General features: G+C 57.2%; 20 protein-coding genes. 12 read left to right on the forward strand and 8 right to left on the reverse strand.

Annotation, left to right across the window (positions count from 1 at the left end; genetic code table 11):
* Nucleotides 1-118: 118 nt before the first annotated feature.
* Complete coding sequence (locus tag CGERO_RS04255; protein ID WP_123933631.1) at nt 119-928, reverse strand: shikimate 5-dehydrogenase; 810 nt, start codon at nt 926-928, stop codon at nt 119-121.
* Between CGERO_RS04255 and CGERO_RS04260 the strand changes: the two genes are divergently transcribed.
* The 3 genes from CGERO_RS04260 (at nt 927) to CGERO_RS04270 (ending at nt 4,194) form a co-directional block, all read left to right on the forward strand.
* A complete protein-coding gene (locus tag CGERO_RS04260; RefSeq protein WP_123933632.1) occupies nt 927-2,570 on the forward strand; it encodes a carboxylesterase/lipase family protein in 1,644 nt (547 codons plus the stop codon). The two genes, CGERO_RS04255 and CGERO_RS04260, sit on opposite strands and share 2 nt — an antisense overlap.
* Nucleotides 2,567-3,340 (forward strand): (2Fe-2S)-binding protein, encoded by a 774-nt coding sequence (locus tag CGERO_RS04265; protein WP_123933633.1) that lies wholly within the window; start codon nt 2,567-2,569, stop codon nt 3,338-3,340. Before CGERO_RS04260 ends, CGERO_RS04265 begins: the two co-directional genes overlap by 4 nt.
* A gap of 95 nt (nt 3,341-3,435) precedes the next feature.
* Nucleotides 3,436-4,194, forward strand: coding sequence for a hypothetical protein (locus tag CGERO_RS04270; protein ID WP_123933634.1), 759 nt, complete (start codon nt 3,436-3,438; stop codon nt 4,192-4,194).
* A 15-nt stretch (nt 4,195-4,209) separates the two neighbouring features.
* Here the strand turns inward: CGERO_RS04270 and CGERO_RS04275 are convergent, their stop codons facing one another.
* Nucleotides 4,210-4,704 carry a hypothetical protein gene (locus tag CGERO_RS04275; RefSeq protein ID WP_123933635.1) on the reverse strand — a complete coding sequence of 165 codons (495 nt, stop codon included), beginning with the start codon at nt 4,702-4,704 and terminating at the stop codon, nt 4,210-4,212.
* A 107-nt stretch (nt 4,705-4,811) separates the two neighbouring features.
* Here CGERO_RS04275 and CGERO_RS04280 point away from each other — a divergent pair, with 107 nt between their 5' ends.
* The gene (locus CGERO_RS04280; RefSeq protein WP_123933636.1) at nt 4,812-6,002 is read left to right on the forward strand and encodes an MFS transporter; all 1,191 of its coding nucleotides are present in this window, start codon (nt 4,812-4,814) and stop codon (nt 6,000-6,002) included.
* Between the two features lie 19 nt (nt 6,003-6,021).
* On the opposite strand, the gene CGERO_RS04285 is transcribed toward CGERO_RS04280, so the two are convergent.
* Nucleotides 6,022-8,892 carry a DUF3427 domain-containing protein gene (locus tag CGERO_RS04285; protein WP_245998885.1) on the reverse strand — a complete coding sequence of 957 codons (2,871 nt, stop codon included), beginning with the start codon at nt 8,890-8,892 and terminating at the stop codon, nt 6,022-6,024.
* Between the two features lie 4 nt (nt 8,893-8,896).
* A complete protein-coding gene (locus CGERO_RS04290; RefSeq protein WP_123933637.1) occupies nt 8,897-9,301 on the reverse strand; it encodes a (deoxy)nucleoside triphosphate pyrophosphohydrolase in 405 nt (134 codons plus the stop codon).
* A gap of 211 nt (nt 9,302-9,512) precedes the next feature.
* On the opposite strand from CGERO_RS04290, the gene CGERO_RS04295 reads away from it, so the two are divergent.
* The 5 genes from CGERO_RS04295 to galK are packed head-to-tail and all read left to right on the forward strand — an operon-like array spanning nt 9,513 to nt 14,735.
* Entirely contained in the window at nt 9,513-10,412 is a 900-nt protein-coding gene (locus CGERO_RS04295) for an aldose epimerase family protein (protein ID WP_123933638.1), read from the forward strand.
* A 58-nt stretch (nt 10,413-10,470) separates the two neighbouring features.
* A complete protein-coding gene (locus tag CGERO_RS04300; protein ID WP_123933639.1) occupies nt 10,471-12,120 on the forward strand; it encodes a sodium:solute symporter family protein in 1,650 nt (549 codons plus the stop codon).
* 13 nt (nt 12,121-12,133) lie between these two features.
* Complete coding sequence (locus CGERO_RS04305; RefSeq protein WP_123933640.1) at nt 12,134-12,409, forward strand: hypothetical protein; 276 nt, start codon at nt 12,134-12,136, stop codon at nt 12,407-12,409.
* Nucleotides 12,409-13,518, forward strand: coding sequence for a galactose-1-phosphate uridylyltransferase (gene galT, locus CGERO_RS04310; RefSeq protein WP_123933641.1), 1,110 nt, complete (start codon nt 12,409-12,411; stop codon nt 13,516-13,518). The genes CGERO_RS04305 and galT overlap by 1 nt, the downstream gene beginning before the upstream one ends.
* A 2-nt stretch (nt 13,519-13,520) precedes the next feature.
* Nucleotides 13,521-14,735 carry a galactokinase gene (gene galK / locus CGERO_RS04315; protein WP_377017756.1) on the forward strand — a complete coding sequence of 405 codons (1,215 nt, stop codon included), beginning with the start codon at nt 13,521-13,523 and terminating at the stop codon, nt 14,733-14,735.
* On the opposite strand, the gene CGERO_RS10840 is transcribed toward galK, so the two are convergent.
* Nucleotides 14,732-15,001 carry a DedA family protein gene (locus tag CGERO_RS10840; RefSeq protein WP_342768148.1) on the reverse strand — a complete coding sequence of 90 codons (270 nt, stop codon included), beginning with the start codon at nt 14,999-15,001 and terminating at the stop codon, nt 14,732-14,734. The two genes, galK and CGERO_RS10840, sit on opposite strands and share 4 nt — an antisense overlap.
* 167 nt (nt 15,002-15,168) lie before the next feature.
* Nucleotides 15,169-15,315, reverse strand: a complete 147-nt coding sequence (locus CGERO_RS10845) for a hypothetical protein (RefSeq protein ID WP_342768149.1) — start codon at nt 15,313-15,315, stop codon at nt 15,169-15,171.
* Between the two features lie 204 nt (nt 15,316-15,519).
* Here CGERO_RS10845 and CGERO_RS04325 point away from each other — a divergent pair, with 204 nt between their 5' ends.
* From CGERO_RS04325 to CGERO_RS04335, 3 genes are all read left to right on the forward strand, one after another.
* Nucleotides 15,520-17,484, forward strand: coding sequence for a DEAD/DEAH box helicase (locus tag CGERO_RS04325; protein ID WP_123933642.1), 1,965 nt, complete (start codon nt 15,520-15,522; stop codon nt 17,482-17,484).
* A 111-nt stretch (nt 17,485-17,595) separates the two neighbouring features.
* The gene (locus tag CGERO_RS04330; protein ID WP_123933643.1) at nt 17,596-18,051 is read left to right on the forward strand and encodes a hypothetical protein; all 456 of its coding nucleotides are present in this window, start codon (nt 17,596-17,598) and stop codon (nt 18,049-18,051) included.
* A gap of 79 nt (nt 18,052-18,130) precedes the next feature.
* Entirely contained in the window at nt 18,131-19,189 is a 1,059-nt protein-coding gene (locus tag CGERO_RS04335) for an HNH endonuclease signature motif containing protein (RefSeq protein ID WP_123933644.1), read from the forward strand.
* Between the two features lie 48 nt (nt 19,190-19,237).
* On the opposite strand, the gene CGERO_RS04340 is transcribed toward CGERO_RS04335, so the two are convergent.
* Together CGERO_RS04340 and CGERO_RS04345 are read right to left on the reverse strand one after the other, a co-directional pair.
* Nucleotides 19,238-19,705: a DUF2269 domain-containing protein gene (locus tag CGERO_RS04340; protein WP_123935932.1), complete on the reverse strand. Its 468-nt coding sequence runs from the start codon at nt 19,703-19,705 to the stop codon at nt 19,238-19,240.
* 49 nt (nt 19,706-19,754) lie between these two features.
* Nucleotides 19,755-20,363, reverse strand: a complete 609-nt coding sequence (locus tag CGERO_RS04345) for an HNH endonuclease family protein (RefSeq protein WP_123933645.1) — start codon at nt 20,361-20,363, stop codon at nt 19,755-19,757.
* Between the last annotated feature and the right edge of the window lie 18 nt (nt 20,364-20,381).

The raw sequence follows: 20,381 nt of genomic DNA on the forward strand, positions 1-20,381 counted from the left end.
TTATGGTTATTCGTCACGGTTTGTGTACAGAGCCATAAATATAGATGAATGTATGCCGTGCGCTGCAATCGGAATGCGGAAAGACGCCAAAGAGTAGCAAAACTGTTACAAAAGCGGACTAATTTTGTGAATAGGCTTCGGCTTGCTCCACCGCCTCGGGGCTCGGATCAACCCCGGTGTAGAGCTTGAATTGCTCAGCTGCCTGCAGCGCTACCACTTCGCCGCCGTGAATGATCGGCTTTCCGGCAGCGCGCGCGGCCTTGATCAGGGGAGTCTCCACGGGGTACGCCACCACATCGAAGATGACTTCGGCGCGAGCAATCGCTTCGTCGCTGAATGCCTGAACATCTTGGTGATCACCGAACATGCCAAGCGGAGTGACATTGACGAGCATCTGCGCACCCTCAGGTACCTGCGCGGCATAATCCCAACCGAAGCGCTGCGCCAACGCGCTACCTGTGGTTTCGTTGCGGGCAACCACTGTTCCGCGCATGCCGTGGTCAGCCAGGGCCGCCACCACGGCGTTCGCCATGCCGCCGGAACCGTGCACCGCCACATGAAATTCCGGTGCGACGTCATGCGAGCGAAGTAGAGAGGCCACAGCAATGTAGTCAGTGTTATAGCCGGTGAGCAGACCGTCGTCGTTGACGATCGTGTTTACCGCGTCGATACGCTCGGCGGAGGGATCGAGGGCGTCGATAAGCCGGATCACGTCCTGCTTGTATGGCATTGAAACCGCCGCACCACGGATATCAAGGCCGCGTACACCGGCAATGGCCGCGGTGATATCCACGGGAACCACGGCTTTGTACAGGTAGTTGAGGCCGTAGTGATCAAATAGCCAGTTGTGGAAGCGCACCCCATGATTCGAGGGGCGCGCTGCAAGCGAGATACACAGGACAGTTTCACGGTCGACGATGTTCACCATGTGCCCTACTCTAGAACACATGGGTGCACCGCCGAGCCAATCCGCAGGGCTCACCATCGACACAACCTCCGGGTTGGTTTGTGGCATTGAGCTTTTCGACGAAACCAGCGGTGCCCCCATCCACACCTGGCGCGGCATCCCCTATGGGGCGGATACTGCAGGGCCTCGAAGGTTCCGTGCCCCGCACCCGATAGAGCGCTGGGAAGGTGTCCGAGATTGCAGTGAATACGGCCCGATGGCAGCACAGCCCTCCATGGGACCGGGTGAAAAAATTCGCGGGACCGAAGACTGCCTGAACTTGGACGTGGTGCGCCCCGCCACGGGGGAGCAACTGCCGGTGGTGGTGTACTTTCACGGCGGTTCCTTTATCTATGGCTCATCCCACGAGCAGATTTTGCGTGGACATTCTTTGGCGCACGCAATGGACGTGGTCTACGTATCCATCAATTTCCGCCTCGGCGTGTTGGGATACTTGGATCTGCGTTCTTTGGGGGAGGATTGCGAAGCCAATCCCGCCATCCTGGACCAACTGCTGGCGTTGAAGTGGATACGCAGCAACATCGCTCAATTTGGTGGGGATCCCGACAACATCACGATTATGGGCGAGTCCGCCGGTGGGGCTGCCGTGCTTACGCTCATGTGCACGCCGGCTGCGCGCGGGCTGTTTCATAAGGCAATCGCGCAATCACCACCTTTGGCCGCCATCCACTCTTCAATGCAGGCGAAGTTTTGGGCTGGCGAACTCACCCGTCGCATCGATCTGCCTGAAGCAACGGTTGAGGATTTAAGGGAACTGGACGCTGATTCGCTGATCCGCGCCGGGCAGAAGATGTTGTGGCGCACGGGCGAACTGATCCAGATGAATACCTGCTATGGCCCAACGGTGGATCACCGAGTCCTTTTCGAGCATCCGCTGGAGGTGTTCGAGAGCGGTGGACAACACAAAGTTCCGCTGCTCATTGGCACTAACGGTGACGAGACTTCCTTTACTAAAGCCTTTTATCTGCGCTCCGCAGCGCGCAAGCGGGCCGCCGATAGAATGCTCCGCGCCTTCGACCCCGACGGCACGGAGGCCGTGCTGCACATGTATCACCATGCACAGAAGCGATCGGATTTTGCCGAGCTGCTCTCAGACGCCATCTTTTGGGCACCCGCAATTCACGCAGCGGGAGCACACGCAATGGCCGCGAATACCTGGATGTACCGCTTCGATTTCACGCCGCCGACGATGCGCTGGCTTGGCCTGGGTGCCTGGCATTCGATGGAGCTCACCCCACTGTTTGGTGACCTCAAGGCGGCGAAAACGGCAAAATTGCACATCGGTGGCCGAACCCATTTGGAGCAGTTGAGTACCACGATGCAGAAGTTGTGGTCGCAATTCATTCACTATGGCAACCCGGGGCGTGAGTGGCCGCGATATCGGCTGCCCGATGATCTCAATCCGGGGCGAGCCACGCTGATTTTTGATAGGGAACTGCATGTTTCTTACGATCCGCGCGCTGCGTTTCGCCGAGTGTGGGAGCAGTACGACATGACAGAGTGGGGCATTGGCCGTCCCGAAATTATGCAAGCCTTAGGACTTTCGCCAAACGATGCCCAAGACCAACTAGCCCTGCCCCCAGCGAAAAGGATGAGCCAGTGAGTTTGCAGCACGCTTTTGATCGTCTCATTGCGCAGCACGAGCGTTTTCGGCCGAGTCTGACGCCGAACACCAATACGCTGAGCGCTGCAGAGCTCGCGAGCCGCGACACCATCGAGGGCGCCGTCGCGGAATGCCAGGACATTTTTCAGCTAGAGCACCAGCGCCATGCCGCGCAATTGTGGCTTTATACCCTGCTTGGAGATGTGCTCACCCCCTCGGTGATGCTTATGGTGCAGGGTGAGGAGATCCCGAGCTTGAACTTCCACAATGGCACCCTGTTTCGCCGGGAGGGAAACTTTTGGTTTGGGTTCTTGCCAGGAAGCGGTGCGGATTCCCACCGGCAGGCTGGTGAGGAACTTGCCAGGAGCCTCAGCCCGGTGGTGGAGGGCTTGTGCGAGCACTTCGCTATTCGCCCTGCCCCCTTGTGGGCATTGATTGCAGATGGCGTGATTCAACCCGCAATCGCTGCTGGCAATGAGGACTTCGAAACAGCGAAGGGCTATCGCGTTGCCGAAGCATTGCACGAGGGCATTGCGGAAGTCGCAGGGGATTGCTTAGCGCCAATGCGAGTGGAGGCGATTGAGGATTCCGGGCTCGTCGCGGTGGATCCGCAGCACTTGGAGGCTGAGGAGCCGGAGTATTTGCTGCCGCATCGTAGCTCTTGTTGCATGATTTTCCATTCGCCCGCCGCCGATGTGTGCACCTCATGCCCGCGCCAGGATCGGCAGCAGCGTATTGCCGCTCAGATTTCTGCGATTCGTGGGTTCTAGCGGGCGCAATTTGTTGTAGACCCGGCTAGGCTTAGGCGCAGGTCGTCTGCTCACACGAGCTGCGGCAATCGTTTCTCCTGCTAGAAGGGTAAGACATGAGTTTCTTTGAGGACATTGCTTCTGCGCTGGATGCGGAAGGGATCGAATCACGAGTCAATGATGATGTGATGTTCGTGCCGATCACCTCGGACGTGGAAATTCAGTTCGTGGAGATCGACCCGATCATGCCAGCGGCTAACGTGTATATCGCTGCGGCTGCCGCGCCGGAGCTGGATGTGGACTTTGAGGCCGCATTGGTGTCCGTGGTGTTTTCGGTTGAGGACGCAGTTCGCACCGTCGCGGAACATGTGGCCACCGATCAGGTGGTGACGATCCTGCGCGACCTTTTGGAATCTACCGATGAGCGCATCGCGGATCTTACCTTCCTTCAGGATCCGCTGGATCCGAGCGTGGTGATCGCCGACGTTGCTGATTCTTCGCAGCTCATCGTCGAGGTCACGGTGCAAGATGCGCAGCCGGTGGCTGCCGTCACCTTCGCTACCTTGGGCAGCGAGTTTGAGGAGCGCGTGGGTGAAGTTGTGGATGAGCTCTGGGACGAGGTTGATGATCCCGAGGAGCTCAGCGACGCCGAGCGTGAACGCATTTTCTATGAGGCCGCCGCAGAGATCGGAGCTATGACAGAAGAAGTGCTGGAACTGGGTAGCTTCAGTGATCCAGACCGGCTGTTCGATGTCCTTTCCTTGGCTGCTGACCACGCCGAAGACTGGGAATCCCAGCTCATGCCACTCGACGACTTCGAGGATGACGAGCCGGACGTCTACGACATCTTCGGCGAGGACGACGAGGAAGAATAACTCCAGCCCGTTTCCCTACGCCGCTTGGGCGAAGTTGGCAAAGAGTGAGGCGGGGGAGTGTAACGGCTGATATTGCGCGTCAACCATCCACAGGAAGGTTGGCGCGTATTCGTCTTCGAGGACGTGGACGCAATCAACATCGACGCCCATAAGTGCTCGAATCCACGCCTCTGCCACCTCCGGCGGGGCAACGGTGGCTTCAGGGTGACTAAAGCGAAGCGAAATGACGTACGCGGGACGGCGTTGCTCGCCAAAGCCCTTGATGCGCGCCTGCGCGTTTGGCCCCACCCGCCGCCGTGTGATGGTGAGGTTCACTTGATCTAGCCCGTCACCCGAGGGAAACGGAATGCTGAGAGTTGGCGGGCGCCAGGTGGGGTTGGGGCGCGCCAAGGATCGTGGATGGCGCAGCACACTCGTGATCTTGGCAAGTGTTTGTGGCTGCTTTGACCGCAGGAGAGCAGGAAGATCGGGGTGGGCAATGGGCTGTGGTTTCCTAGCTGTGTTGAACATGCGCCCAACCTTAGAAACCGACCTCCGAGCTACGGAAGGAGGGAAGAGAACATTTGTTCTAATTTCTAAATCTTGCCACACCCACGCTCGGGACTATCCTGAATCGAGTGATTCGCCAAGCCTCCTCCCCGCGCCCGAAAATCCCTCACGAAATCTGGATTTTGGTGAGTGCAGCGTTCATTATCGCGATCGGATTTGGCATCATTGCGCCGATCATCCCGCAGTTCGCCGCCAGTTTCGGTGTCGGTATGGCGCTCGCCGGGGCAGTGGTCTCAATTTTCGCTTCTACCCGCCTCATTTTTGCCCCAGTTTCGGGTTCGCTTATCGACGCCATCGGTGCCCGAAAAATCTACCTTTCAGGGCTGTTTACGGTGGCAATCGCAACGGGACTCGTTGCTTTCAGCCAAGCATATTGGCAAATCCTTGTTCTTCGGGCGATAGCGGGCTTCGGCTCCACCATGTTCACCGTGTCTGCGATGGGGCTGATCATCAAGCTTTCCCCGCCAGAAATCCGCGGGCGTTCTTCTTCGGCTTATGCCTCGGGGTTCTTGTTTGGCAACATTTTGGGCCCTGTGATCGGCGGTGCCCTTGCCTCATTGGGGATGAGAATTCCATTCCTCATCTATGGAGCGACTGTTCTCCTGGCCGCGATGGTGGTGTGGTGGCGGATGCCGAAAAATATCGGTGCCGTCCAAAAAGGCGCGGAGAAGCTGCCCAGTATGCGCTTCGCGGAGGCATTCCAGGATCACGCTTACCGGGCCACGCTTACGAGCGGCTTCGCCAACGGCTGGTCGAACTTCGGCGCCAGGGTAGCAGTATTACCACTGTTTACCGCAGCTACCTTCAGCAACGGTTCGGCGGTGGCCGGTTTCGCGCTGACGGCGTTTGCGGCAGGTAATGCTTTCGCTTTGCAGTTTTCTGGCCGTTTAGCTGACTCAATCGGCAGGAAGCCGGTGCTCATGACTGGCTTGTTGATCAATGGTGTGTTTACTGCAGCGCTTGGCTTGAGCCATGCGGTGCCGATCCTGCTCGGGACGAGTGCGGCCGCGGGTGCCGGTGCGGGTTTCCTCAACCCTGCCCAGCAGGCCGTGCTTGCCGACGTCGTCGGCACCGAAAAATCCGGCGGCAAAGTGCTCGCGAACTTCCAAATGGCACAAGACTTCGGAGCTATCCTGGCACCAATCCTCGTTGGCTTAGTAGCTCAACATCTCGGCTTCCAGATAGCATTCGCCCTATGTGGAGCGGTATCGGCCGCTGCGTTCGTGGCTTGGATATTCGGGCGTGAAACGCTGCGATAATCGAGCACTTCTCGACGCTCTACGTTAACTCGCCGTCTGCTGTGAAGTATCGGTACAGTTCGGGGCTCACTGGATCCTGCAATTTGAGATCAATCTGCACGATATCGACTTTGCCTTTGGATGTTTCCATGCGCTCCTGCTTGCGATCGGTGGGAAGGACATCACCGAGGTAGTAAAACACGTCACCTTCGTCCTTGCTGCGCTGGGCAAAAAGCGGCATGCGATACTCGCCAGATAAAAGTCGCTGCACCTCGGGCGAATCCAGTCGGCGGTTGCGCCTTGTGTACCACCTGAGTAGATCCTCGGACTCGAAAGCATCCTCGTAGGAGGTTTCCTCGCTGAACCTGTGATCCTTTCGATACGTCACAAAGATGGGGATGGTCTGGGTGTCTTCGTTCGCTGCGTAGCCGAAGATTGTCTCGCTCTTGTCTTTGGGATACCGCAAAAGACGTGTGACCTCACGCCTGGTGTATTTGTTGTTGAGGACTAACGAATCGGCGTGACCGTAGACCTCAGCTGAGGTGAATAGACCCGTGCGAATGACGTCTCGCACATTAGCCTCAAAAGTCGGATCCTCCAACGCTTTTTGGAAATCGGCACTGAGGTGATTCATTCCCGCATCGCGTTCGATCAGAGGCGATTCGCCGAACAGCGTCTTGACATAAAAGCTATAGTCCAGAACCCGCAGAGCACTCTCTATAGTTGCTTCGTCGGCATCGAAACCTTCATTGCTGAGCAACGTGGAAAATTCGACTGTGCTGATTTGATGATGATCCAAGAGGTACTTCAGGAGCACCAGTTCGTGTGGACGTTTTCCCGGGAGGATCTCTTTGGATAGAAAATTGAGGTAATGTCGTTGCTGCTTTGTTGGGCAATCTTTCCTCAGACCTACGCGAACCAGTAGATCCCAGTAGTTCTTCACACTTGGCACTTTGGTTGCCAAGATTAATGGTTCGACTGAATCATAGACGGCAAAGTCAAATAACTTAGGTACACGATTGAGGCGTGCCTGAAGCGCTAAAATTTCTTTCTTCATCTCGGAAAGATGATTCAAAGGCGCCTTATCGATGGCGTTGAGGATGCGCTCCTCAGCGATACGGTCAAAGTTCACACTTGATAATCCGGCAATCGCGTTATTGCCTTTTCGGGAAACTAAGGCCTTGCGCAATCGGTCCTTGCTGCGGCTATTATCGCCGAACAGCGCTACCGGGATCATGTAGTTGTTTTTGTAATTGGCGATGAAGTCAATGACACGAAGGTGGTCCTTATTCTTCGCTTTTCTTAGCCCGCGGCCGAGTTGCTGTGTAAAAACGATGGCAGATTGCGTCGGACGAAGCATGACGATCTGATTTACAGCGGGGATATCAACGCCTTCATTCAAAATATCGACTGTGAGAATGTAGTCGAGCTCTCCAGCTTCGAGCTTGCGGATCGTCTCGTTACGATGCTCGACCGAGTGTTCGCCGCTAAGTGGTACCGTCCGTAGTGGCCGACCGTGCAGTTCTTGCTGATTAAACAGCTTGGACAGTTCTTCGGCTTCCTTTCTTCGGCTGCAAAACATCAGACCGCAAACGCCGTTGGGATGGCCGTATTTTCGGAGCATTTCCACCACATACCGGACACGTTCTTCAGCGACTAACCTGTGAAGCTCGGTTTTCTCGTTTATCTCGGCCCCATCCAAGCTGTAGTCGGTGACTCCGTAATAGTGGAAGGGGACCAACATATCGGCTTCCAGGGCTTTTTGCAGACGAATTTCATAAGGAACGTTGTGGTCGAAGAGCTCGAAGACGTTGAATTGATCTGCGCGTTCCGGAGTTGCTGTGAGACCTAGAAGAAAATCCGGTTTGAGGTGGTCAATCACCCGGCGATAAGTTCCCGCACCTGAGCGATGGACTTCGTCGATGATGACATAATCGAAGTCGCGAGGACCTATGGCCTCCAGGATGCCCTTTGAACTTAACGACTGAATTGATGCAAACACGTACTTGCAATCAAAATGCTTGTGCCTGCCAACGAAGAGACCAAACTGCTCACGTTTCTCGTCGAGTACTCGAATAAACTCCTCACGAGCTTTATCAAGAATCTGCTCCCGGTGGGCGATGAATAGCAGGCGTTTCGGGGCAGACGCTCGCACCGCCAAAGCTGCAAGAATTGTCTTTCCTGTTCCGGTTGCCGAGATGACTAGTGCTCGGCGCGCACCTGCAGACTGCATTTCATCGATCGCGTCCAAGGCCTCGCTTTGCATGGCGTTTGGGAGGATCCGCTTCTGAGTGGGCCTTTGGTCTCGGGTTAACCCGCGGAATACGGGTTGTTTTCGGTCGTTTTCATAGTCGCGAATCCAATCCGGTGTGAGCGGCTGACTGCGCTGAACCTGTTGATCCAGGGCTTGCCTAAGCTGAAGGGCTATATCGCCGCCCGGAAAGGCGGAGAATCGGAGATTCCACTCGTGATTTTTTAGCAGAGCTTTGTCCGTCAGATTTGAGCTTCCGACGATTGCTGTGATGCCATCCGGAGCATCGAAAACGTATCCCTTGGCGTGGAAGCCTGCATCGCGATCGTCGTGGATGAAGACTTCAACATTGTTCAGCAGCAGGAGTTCCCGGAATACGTCGGGCTGATTGAAGTCAAGATAGCGTGAGGTGATAATTCGCCCGCGGCCTTGGAATTGAAGGAGCGACTCTTTCAACAATGCCAAGGCCGCGGGCGTAATGAAGGCAACTGAGAAAGTAAAGTCAGTGCAGCGATGCAGCTCCTGCTTAATCGCGGTGAGCATGACATTTTCATCAACGTTTGCAATGAGCTTCGGATGAAAGATCTGCTCGCTTGGTTGTGTTCGGTCGAGGAAACCGAACACAAGGTCGTCGGCAAGCGTGTGCTGCAAGGACTTCAAGGAGTCAGCCCTGATCGGCAAAGCGGTGCCGAATAAGACGAACTGCGGGAATGTCGGCGGGGGCCCACTGCAGGTTCTCAAGATCTTTTGGGCGAACCCACCGGACCTCTTTGTGCTCGCTAAGAACCGGCTCAGTGCCGTTAAGTTCGCAGAAATAGGTAGAGAGCACCACGATGCCAAAGTCGTATTCGTGCTCAGTAGTGGTCAGGAATTCGCCGATTGTGGCGTCCACTTGGAGCTCTTCGCGTAACTCTCGAGCGAGTGCTTGCTCGGGGCTCTCTCCGGGCTCAATTTTACCGCCAGGGAATTCCCAAAAACCGTCCAAGGCTTTCCCGCCCCCGCGTTGAGCGGCCAAAATTAGATTGTCTCTGAGAAACACTGCACCTGTGACTTCGATACGCTTCTTCAACGTTTTCAACCTTTGTTTATGGGGGAAATCAGAGCCAAAGTTTAGCAGCTATTGGTTGCATTATTTTTCTGCCCCTCATTTCCTTGCGGGCAATGTATCGCCGCCGCTACCATGGTGATTGTCTGGTCGTCCGACGTCCGAGTTGCGGATCATAACCTGGCTGCTCGTCCGCCGAACTTCCGCCCAAGCCACAAACGGAAAGGCAGAGGCGATGGTGAAGAAGCAACCGCAGAGCATTGTGCTCACCAGTGGCGATATGGCTGCGGTGATCAATACGCGAGGCGCCGGGCTCAAGTCGCTCACCTACCAGAGTGCGCCGCTGGTGGAATCTTATGAATCGCTCGACGATCCACCGCTTGCTGCAGGGCTGTGGCTTGCCCCCTGGCCAAACCGGACAGAAGATGGCACGTTCAACTTTGGTGGGGAAGAGCATCAACTCGCGATTACAGAACCAGAGCGCAATAATGCCATCCACGGCTTCGTTCATGACCAGGTGTGGGATGTGGTGGAACGTCACGAGGATTCCGCTGTCCTTAGCTACCGCATAGAACCCACCCAGGGGTGGCCGTGGCCCATCCGCCTGAGCGTGGATTATCATCTCAGCCCTATTGAACTCAGCACCACGGTCACCGCTCAAACGGAAGCTGAAGCAGCTCCATTTGCCATCGGTTGGCACACCTACCTCAGCGCGATGGGTGCGGAGACGGATCGATCGATGCTGCGGGTGAACGTCGAAAAGCAATTGCCGCTGGATCCGCAAAGAAACCTCCCCAATGGCTCATTGGAGGCGACGACCCTCAGCGCCAATCTCAGTGAGGGCACCTCGCTTGCTGGCGTGGTGATGGACGATTGCTTTAAGGCTGGCCGGGGGTTGGAGGCAGTATTGGAAAGCGACATTGGCGCGGTTCGAATGGTGTGCTCGGACAACATGCAGTGGGCACAGATTTTCACTCCGGATGAGTCCCTCGGCGTGACGTATCCGGGAAGGGGGAGGGCGCTGGCGGTTGAGCCCATGTCTGCTCCGCCGAACGCGTTGCGTGATGACGTGGACGTCGAAAAGCTAAGAAAAGGCGATTCGGTGGAATATCGGATCACTATAGGCGTGGCCTGAACCCTCTTGGGCCAATAACTTCATATCCCTCAAATCACTCCAGAGTAAAGGTGACCAAATGGATACCGCATTAAGGCTTGATGCCTCTTGGGTCGACTACATATTGGTTGCGCTGTACTTCGTGTTTGTGCTCGGCATTGGTTGGGCTGCGAAGGCGCGTGTGTCGTCGTCGATTGACTTCTTCCTGTCCGGCCGTGGATTGCCCGCTTGGGTGACTGGGCTGGCGTTTATTTCCGCCAACCTGGGTGCGGTGGAAATTATCGGCATGTCCGCCAATGGTGTGCAGTATGGCTTCCAAACCATGCACTACTTCTGGATCGGTGCGGTGCCGGCGATGGTGTTCCTGGGCATTGTCATGATGCCCTTTTACTATGGCTCGAAGGTTCGTTCCGTGCCCGAGTTCATGCTGCGCCGCTTCGGCCCGGGCGCGCATTTGGTGAACGCCATCTCCTTCGCGCTGGCGCAGTTGCTCATCGCGGGCGTGAACCTGTTCTTGCTGGCCAAGATTGTCAATGCGCTGCTGGGTTGGCCGCTGTGGGTGACGCTGATTGTGGCCGCCGTGATCGTGCTGTCCTACATCACGTTGGGCGGCCTGTCTGCGGCGATCTACAACGAGGTGCTGCAGTTCTTCGTCATCATCGCAGCGCTGCTGCCGCTGACGCTGATCGGTCTGAATCGCGTGGGCGGTTGGTCTGGTCTCAAGCAGCAGGTGGCGGATTCCACGCACTTCCACACCTGGCCGGGCATGGAAATTTCCGGTTTTGATTCTCCAGTGCTCTCCGTCATCGGCATTACCTTCGGCCTTGGCTTTGTGCTGTCCTTCGGTTACTGGACCACGAACTTCGTGGAGGTGCAGCGCGCCATGGCCTCCGAATCTCTCTCCGCGGCGCGCAAGACACCAATCATTGGCGCATTCCCGAAGATGTTCATCCCCTTCCTGGTGGTGCTGCCGGGCATGATCGCCTCGGTTCTCGTGGCTGAGCTGATGGGGCCGAACCCGGAAGCTCGACCGAATGACGCGGTCCTGCTGCTCATGCGCGACCTGCTGCCCAACGGCCTGCTCGGGGTGGCAATCGCTGGCCTTTTGGCTTCCTTCATGGCTGGTATGGCGGCGAACATTTCCGCATTCAACACGGTGATGAGCTACGACATCTGGCAGACCTATGTGGTCAAGGATCGCGAAGACGATTACTACCTCAAGTTCGGCCGTCTGGCCACCGTCTGCGCCACCGTCATCGCCGTGTTCACCGCGCTGCTGGCGAAGAACTTCGGCAATGTGATGGATTACCTGCAAACGCTGTTCGGCTTCTTCAACGCGCCGCTGTTTGCCACCTTCATCTTGGGTATGTTCTGGAAGCGCATGACGCCTTCCGCCGGTTGGGTTGGCCTGGTGTCCGGTACGGTTGCGGCCATTAGTTTCTGGGTGCTTTCCCTCGGCGAGAATCCGATGGTGAATTTGCCAGGCCAGGGTACCGCATTCGTCGCCGCCTCCATCGCCTTCGCCACCGACATCATCGTTTCCATCGTGGTGTCCATGCTGACCAAGCCCAAGCCCGATAGCGAGCTGGTTGGTTTTGTCCGTTCGGTTACGCCGAAAGAGTCGCTTGTCGACGCCTCCGAGGCCGCCCTTCCCTGGTACCGCCGTACCGTCCCCCTTGGCGTGTTGTGCATGGTGCTCGTCATCGCCTTGAACATCATCTTCGCTTAAAAGGAATCCAATCATGGCTAATAAGAAACACGCTGCGGGTGCCTTCGACATCCGCAACTTCATTGGGCTGCTCATTGGCATCTACGGCATTGTGCTGGTGATTTGCAGCTTCGTACTCGATCCCGGCACGAACCCCGACACTGGAGCGCTGAAGAACAGCTCCGACAATCTCTATGCAGGCATTGCCATGCTGGCTGTGGGTGCGTTCTTCATGCTGTGGGCCAAGATGAAGCCGATCGTGGTGGATGAAACCAAGATCGACGAGTCCGCTCTACCTGGAGGTCACTAATGGTCCAGGTCGCGATCACCGAAGGCACGCTTGCCGACGGCCGCGAGATCATCTACTTCGACGATCGCGAACATGGCGACCGTGTGCTGGAGGATACTCGCGACCTACCCGAAGCCAATACCGCTTCAGAAATCCGCCGCGATCCGCTCACCGGTGCCTGGGTGGCCTATGCCTCTCACCGCATGAATAGAACCTTCATGCCCCCGGCAAACGAAAACCCGCTGGCGCCCACCAAACCAGGCGAGCTGCCGACGGAAATCCCATCGCCCAGCTACGACGTGGTGGTGTTTGAGAACCGCTTCCCGTCCTTTACCCAGCACATGGACACAGCCGGCTGGGATCACCATGTGGACGGTTCGGAGCTCTTTCCCCGGGAGCCTGCCCTGGCGCGCTGTGAGGTGGTGTGCTTTACCGAGGACGTGCAGCAGTCCTTCAAGGACCTGGATGTCACGCGCATCCGCACCGTAATCGAGGCGTGGGCGCACCGCACCGCCGCGCTTTCTCAGATCCCCGGGGTGCAGCAGGTGTTCCCCTTTGAAAATCGGGGAGAAGAAATCGGCGTGACGCTGCAGCACCCGCATGGGCAGATCTACTCCTATCCATTCTTGAGCCCCCGGCTGAAGCAGGTGGTGGAGCAAGCGAAGGCGCACGCCCTTGCGCAGGGAGATAATCTCTTCGATGCGATCCTCGCAGCCGAACGTCAGGCTGGAACCCGCGTGATTGAGGATGGAGAGCACTTCCTCACCTTCGTTCCTGCCACAGCGAAGTGGCCGGTGGAGGTCATGGTGATGCCAAAGCGCCACGTTCCCGACTTCACCGAATTGCAGGAAGAAGAGCGCGAGGAACTCGCGGGCCTGCTTAAGCGCCTCTACACGGCATTTGACCAGTTCTTCGAGGGAGTGGAGAAGACGCCGTATATCGCTGGCTGGACCCAAGCGCCGGTGGATCCGGAACTTCGCACCTACGGCAGGTTGCATCTGCAGATGTTCTCGCTGATGCGCAGCCCCGGCCGCATGAAGTTCCTCGCCGGTTCAGAATCTGCCCAAGGGGTGTGGATCAATGACACCACGCCGGAGGCGATTGCCAAGAAATTCCAGGAGGTGTGGTGATCGTGCCACGTTGGATTCAAACCCGTGACGATGCAGCAATGGTGAAGGCCGCGACGCAACTGTTCCGTTCCCACTTCGGTGAGGATCCCGAGGGAGTGTGGGCTGCTCCGGGGCGCGTGAACGTGATCGGTGACCATGTGGATTACGCTGGCGGCATCTCAATCCCCTTCGCTCTCAAGGCCAATACCGCAGTAGCTATTCGACGCTCCGGCGCCCCCAACTACCGCGTGGTCTCCCTCGCGCCGGGCGAGACGGAAGCCGCCCGCGTGGACATTCCCATCAACGAGGTTGGACCCGGCAATCCGAACAGCTGGGCAGGCTATGTGGTGGGTGCTGTATGGGCGGCGATCGAGGCAGGAGTGATTCACTGCGCTGAGGGGCTGGACATGGCGATTGTCTCCGATGTGCCAGTGGGCTCGGGTTTGTCGAGCTCCGCTGCCTTGGAGTGCTCTGCTGCTCTTGGGGCGCTTGAACTCGCCTCGGGCCGAAAGGCAACAGATGCCGAGCGCTCCGCACTAGTGGACGCCTGCATTCGGGCAGAAAATGAGGTGGTCGGCGCTTCAACCGGGGGTCTTGATCAGCGCGCTTCGCTCTATGGCGAGGAAGGCAAGGCGTTGGTGATCGACTTCCAATCGGGTAACACCGAGCTCGTGCCTTTTGATCTATCCGGCCATGGTTTGGCGTTGCTGATCGCAGATACGAATGCGCCACACGCGCTCAACGACGGCCAATACGCCTCCAGGCGCGGTGTGATCGATGAGGTCACCGCGGCGTGCGATGCCAACACCTTGCGCGAGGTAGACAACGCCGTGGCGCGTGCCGCCGCGTGGGCGAAAACCGAGGGCAAGGATGTTGAGGTCACCTGCAAGCGCGTGAAGCATGTGGTGGAGGAGACTGACCGCACCGCCAGGGCTGCCCAAGCATTGCAAGCCGACGATTTGGTGCTGTTTGCGAAGCTCATGCGGGACTCTCATGAGTCCTTGCGTGATCAATACGAGGTGGTCACCCCAGAACTGGAGTCCGTGTTCCAGGCGGTGGGTGAGCGGGGCTCACGAATGACGGGCGGCGGCTTCGGCGGCAGCGTCATCACTCTGGTAGCCGAAGAGGAAGTGGAGCAGGTGGCCGAAGCCATTACTAAGGCCGCCGAAGAAAAGGAATTCCCGGAGCCCACTTTCATGGTGGCAACTCCGGGGGCGGGGGCTCGTCGAATAGCTTAGGCCTGCTGATCCTCGGCAACGCGGATCTTCACCGGATTCTTCCGGCGCTTCATCAGCGCCGGAATGATGATGGGGAGCACGGAGATGAAAAAAATCAGAATCATGATCAAGTCGATGGAGTGCGCGATGCGGGGGATGTTACCCAATGCCACACCAACGAACGTCACCGGCACCACCCAGCTCACCGCGCCGATGACATTCATGGTGATGAACCTGCGATACGGCATGGCAGCGATGCCCGCCGAGAGCGGTACATAAGTGTGCACAATGGGGAACGAAACGTCCCAAAATCAACGCCACGGACTCTTCCAGAAGTTTTGTCTTGAAAACGCGCACGTCCGGCTTGAATAGGCCTCGTCCGAAGCGGTGGTTGGGGTAGGAACAGACCCGGTCGCCCAGAAAACGCGCGGATCGTACCAACGATGGGGATTTGCTACACGCTAATGCCGAGATCGCCGCGCAGAATGGCCGCAGCGACTAAGAGGGTGTCGCCTGGCAAGAAGGGGAAGAGCACGCCAGATTCAATAAAGAGGCTCAAGCCCAAGCCGAACAGTACCCAACCGCCGAAGCCATGCAGCAATGCCGCAGGGTCCGAGAAGGTGTGCAGAAGTTCATGGGCGCAACACTACGATCCTAAACAGTAAAAGGCTGCCTAACAGGCTTTCTACAAGTAGCTCTACCTCAGTCGTGGGAATTGGTGTGGTGCTCGTCTCACCTGAGGGTGGGGGAGCGTTACGTCTCCTTTTCTGCAATTGTGCAGCTCGTAGCGTAGCGTGGACTGGCAATGAGCATTACCGATAACGCCACCGGCGGCGAGAACGTGCCGGAACAGAATATTGTGTCGGAATCTCAGGATCAATCGCAGATGGGTGCCATCAGTCATGATGAGGACACCTCTAGGGTCGCGAATACTTCTGAGACCAACGACTCCGTACAGACGGACAGTGAAGAGAACGAGCAACCCGGGTTCGCAAACCTGGGCTTGCCCAAGGCCGTACTGAAGGCCGTACAAAAAGTTGGCTTTGAGGTTCCCTCAGCCATCCAAGAACAAACCATTCCGTTGCTGATGGAAGGCAACGACGTGATGGGTCTAGCGCAAACGGGTACCGGCAAAACTGCCGCCTTTGCCTTACCGATCCTTTCGCGTATCGACGCAAAGAAGCGTCACCCCCAAGCTCTGGTGCTTGCGCCCACCCGCGAGTTGGCGCTGCAGGTTGCAGACTCCTTCCAGAGCTTTGCCGATCACCTCGGCGACATTCATGTGCTCCCGATCTACGGTGGCCAGGCGTATGGCATTCAGCTTTCGGGACTTCGCCGTGGTGCCCAAATCATCGTGGGTACACCGGGTCGCGTGATTGACCACTTGGAAAAGGGCTCGCTCGATATCTCCGAGCTCAAGTACCTGGTGCTGGATGAAGCCGACGAGATGCTCAACATGGGCTTCCAGGAAGACGTTGAGCGCATCCTCGCCGACACTCCCGAGGAAAAGCAGGTTGCGCTGTTTTCCGCCACGATGCCCAACGGTATTCGTCGCCTGAGCAAGCAGTACATGAACGATCCGCGCGAAGTGCAGGTGAAGAGCGAAACTCGCACCAACACCAACATCACGCAGCGCTACTTGTCTGTTGCCCATCGCAACAAGCTCGACGCGCTCACACGCATCCTCGAAGTTACGGAGTTCGAGGCGATGATCATGTTCGTGCGCACCAAGCATGAAACCGAGGAGTTGGCCGAGAAGCTACGCGCCCGGGGGTTCTCCGCCGCTGCCATCAATGGCGACATTGCGCAGGCGCAACGTGAGCGCACCGTCGATCAGCTCAAGGATGGCCGCCTGGACATCCTGGTGGCTACCGACGTTGCAGCACGCGGGCTTGACGTTGAACGCATTACGCACGTGTTCAATTACGACATTCCGAACGACACTGAAAGCTACGTGCACCGCATTGGCCGCACCGGCCGTGCAGGACGTTCGGGCGAGGCCATTTTGTTTGTCACCCCGCGTGAGCGTCGTATGCTCCGTTCCATTGAGCGCGCGACTAATGCGCCTCTGACTGAGATGGATCTGCCCACCGTCGACGAGGTCAATGATTCCCGCAAGGCTAAGTTCGCCGATTCCATCACTGAGTCTTTGGAAAACGATCAGGTTGCTGTATTCCGCAGTCTGATTAAGGCCTATGCGGAAGAGCATGATGTTCCCCTAGAGGACATTGCTGCAGCTCTGGCCACTCAGGCACGAGCTGGTGACGAGTTCCTGATGAAGGAGCAGCCGGTGCAGCGTCGCGATCGACGCGATCGTGACTTTGATCGTGATCGTGGCGACCGCCGTGACCGTGACCGTGGGGACCGCCGTGATCGTGACCGTGGCTCGCGTTTTGAGCGCTCTCAGGACATGCAACTTTATCGTTTGGCCGTAGGTAAGCGTCAGCATGTTCGCCCGGGTGCCATCGTCGGTGCTCTCGCGAACGAGGGTGGCTTGAGCAATAAGGACTTCGGTCGCATCAGCATCTTCGCTGATCACACCTTGGTTGAGTTGCCAAAGAACATGTCTCGCGACGTGCTGGACAACCTGCGTGATACCCGCATTTCCGGTCAGCTCATCAACATTGAGCGCGACAACGGCCGTCCTCCGCGCGATAATCGCGGTGGCCGCGGTGGATTCCGTGGTGATCGTGACCGTGGTGGCCGTGGTGGTTTCCGTGGTGATCGTGACCGTGGCGGTCGCGGTGACCGTGGCCGCTGGCGCGACTAAATGCTTTGAATGCGCCCCGGGACCTCTGGTCTCGGGGTTCTTGTCATTTTTGGTGCGCGGGCATGCTCGGTCGTAGCATTTGGAAGCGTCCCCAACGATAAGGAGCCTCTTGTGCTGCGCCGAACCACGCTAGGAATTGCCGGCCTGACGGTATTCTTTGTCACCTTGTCGGTGTTTAGCATCTGGCTTGTCGTTCACGATCCCTTGATGGATGCATTGCGTGATGGGGCGAAGGGGCAAGATTTTCCGCAAGTGGTGCAACTCAGCGCTGCGGAGGCCTATGGGGATCATTGGACTTCGGTAGCCGTCATTTGTCCTGCGGAAGATAGGGAATTGGTGGAGGACCGCCTCGGGTTGAGCTTGGATACGCCCGAATACGGGCCCGCTGAAGACGAAAACATCGCTGTGATGTTGGACGATGACGGCGGTTTCGAGTCGGTCACCTATAAGCGTAGCGAGGTGGACTGGTGCTCGGGGTATCAGGAGGCGCATCTGAATCCCGTAGGGCACTTGGAGTTTTCTCGTGCTTCCGAAGATGCCCCTTGGGTGTTGGTGAAGTCCTACTAGCACCATCGAATAGGAAAAATGTTCGAACATTGATCTACGTTCGAACCTTTGATCGGGGGTGGGCTGTTAGTGTGCGGGTATGCAAGCAGAACAGCAGCTAAAGCCGTATTTCCGCAGTAGTAACCCGGACGATCCAATCTGCCAGATATTCGAGCATCGCCGCCGTGATGATTATGAACTCTGGCGGGCATTGTTGCCGCAGCCCGATGACCGCGAAGATGCCTTCATCGTAGCCGCCACGATCGCACCTGGAACTGGCCACGGTGAAACCTATGTTTACAACCGTTTTGTGGCCCTATGGGTTTTGGATCAATTGCCGCAAACGAAGGCCCTATTCGAGACGCTCTGGCACCTCGACTTTGCGCGGCTCATTGCCATCGGCAACACCCTGGATCTTGAGGAAGACTGGGGAGATATCGATGCATACCTCTGTCGGTACCTCACACCCAAAAAGCCTGAGCAGGCGCTGCCATCGGCGCGTCAGATAGCGGCCTACATCCGACGTCGGCTCGGCGTGTTGCCAAAAGCCAAGCGAAACCCCGACATGCTGGTTGAACACGTCTCCAGCCGGAATCACACCTACCTCGGTGTCATGCTTTCCGACGCAGCCGCGAGCATGCTGCGGGATGTAATCATCAGAAACGCCGAGATTATGGGTATCAGCCAAGCCGATGCCGTGTTCTGCATGCTCATGGGGGTGGGAACTAAGGTGACGGTGAATGTTTATCAGGACCAAGGAGGGGTGATCCGTACGGCGCGCGGTGACGCTTTCACCGGCGATGAAGCGACAGTGCTGCGCGATCATATAAGCCGCACCCGCCCTTTGGAGCCGCCGCCAGCAACCAAAGCGTACCGCTTCACTGAGAAAATGCGCGCATTTATCCAGGCGCGAGATGGACATTGCCGATTCCCAGGATGTTCAACCCCGCACTATTTCTGCGATATCGACCACGTACACGAGTTTGACCGGGGAGGGGAGACGGCGGTGGAAAATGCCCAACTGCTGTGTCGGCGTCACCACAACTTGAAAACCTCAAAGCAGATCCGGGCCTATATCGGTGAAACCGCGGAAGTTACCTGGCAGTATCCCGATGGCTCAACGTGCGTCACCCTGCCGGAGGGGGTGCTGGAGCGATAAAAAACCGGCCAAGTTGAACCTGGCCGGCTGATAAGGGGGAGGTGCTGATTAGAGCATCATCAGGATGAACACGATCACCCAGAGAGCGCTGAAGATGCCACCAAACATGGCTACCTGGCTCTTCTCCTTCTCCCAGTTCTTCACCTGGAAATCATTAGAGGCCAGCTCGTCTTGATCGAGCACACCCAATGCACCTGCCATGTTCTTTTGGCGCGGCAGGATCAGGAAGAACAGCACGGCCCAAGCGATGATGGAAAGAAGGATCGAGGCGTGGAAACGGCCCTCGGACCAGTAATTTCCAGTGAACATCAAGGCGATGCCGATCATCGGCACGAACAGAGAGAAGATGCCGTAAAGCTCGGTGATGCGATGCAGGGTCTTCACCGAACCCAAAGCGTGCTGATCACCACGCGACGCGGCGAGAGCACGGGGGCCGAACGTGGACACAGCCACGGTCACCGGACCTAGGAATAGCACGGCAGCGAGCACGTGCAGGATAACGAGAATAGAGCTCATCATGACCTTTCAATTCATGCAATTTCGAAAAATGCTTAGCCCTAGCACCCTAACGCAGAAGACACTGTCTTCGCATCACCGCCACATCCCCACGCGGTAGTGGTAGAGAGTACTTCACGGCCACCGCAATGAGGCGATTCACATACCAACATCGGTTGGTGCGCTTTGAGGGCAGCCATGTTGCTGGCAGAGCGTCCGATTTGGCTTGGTTCTCCGTCTTACTGGCTATTACGAGATTGAGCGGATCATTGGCAAAGTTGATCCGCGCAATTTCATCCCATTGTGCTGCCCCTAAATCCCAGGCTGCTGCCAAGGGAAAAACGTGATCCAGTTCAATTGTCTCTGCTTCCTCGGTGCCAATACCAATTCGATTGCCCGAATATGGGTCCACGCCCCACCCGGATTTCAGGCGGCAGGATGGCTCGCGGTGGACGTCGAAAAGCGAAGATTCCAGGATGGTGACCCGGGTATCGCAGGCATTGCCGGGGGCGGTGGCCCAACCATCGCCGAAGTTGCTGCGCTCGTAACCAGGCACTTTGTGGCGTTCGGGCACTTCCGGAATTGTCTTGATCGCTGGATCAAGGCGTTGCAGCGGTGGCAGGCTCAGCAAGCTCAGGACGATGGTTGCTACAAGGAGGATATAAAAAGCGCGTCTCACATCAATGTTTGACGTAAG

The sequence above is a fragment of the Corynebacterium gerontici genome, assembly GCF_003813985.1.
Taxonomy (GTDB): Bacteria; Actinomycetota; Actinomycetes; order Mycobacteriales; family Mycobacteriaceae; genus Corynebacterium; species Corynebacterium gerontici.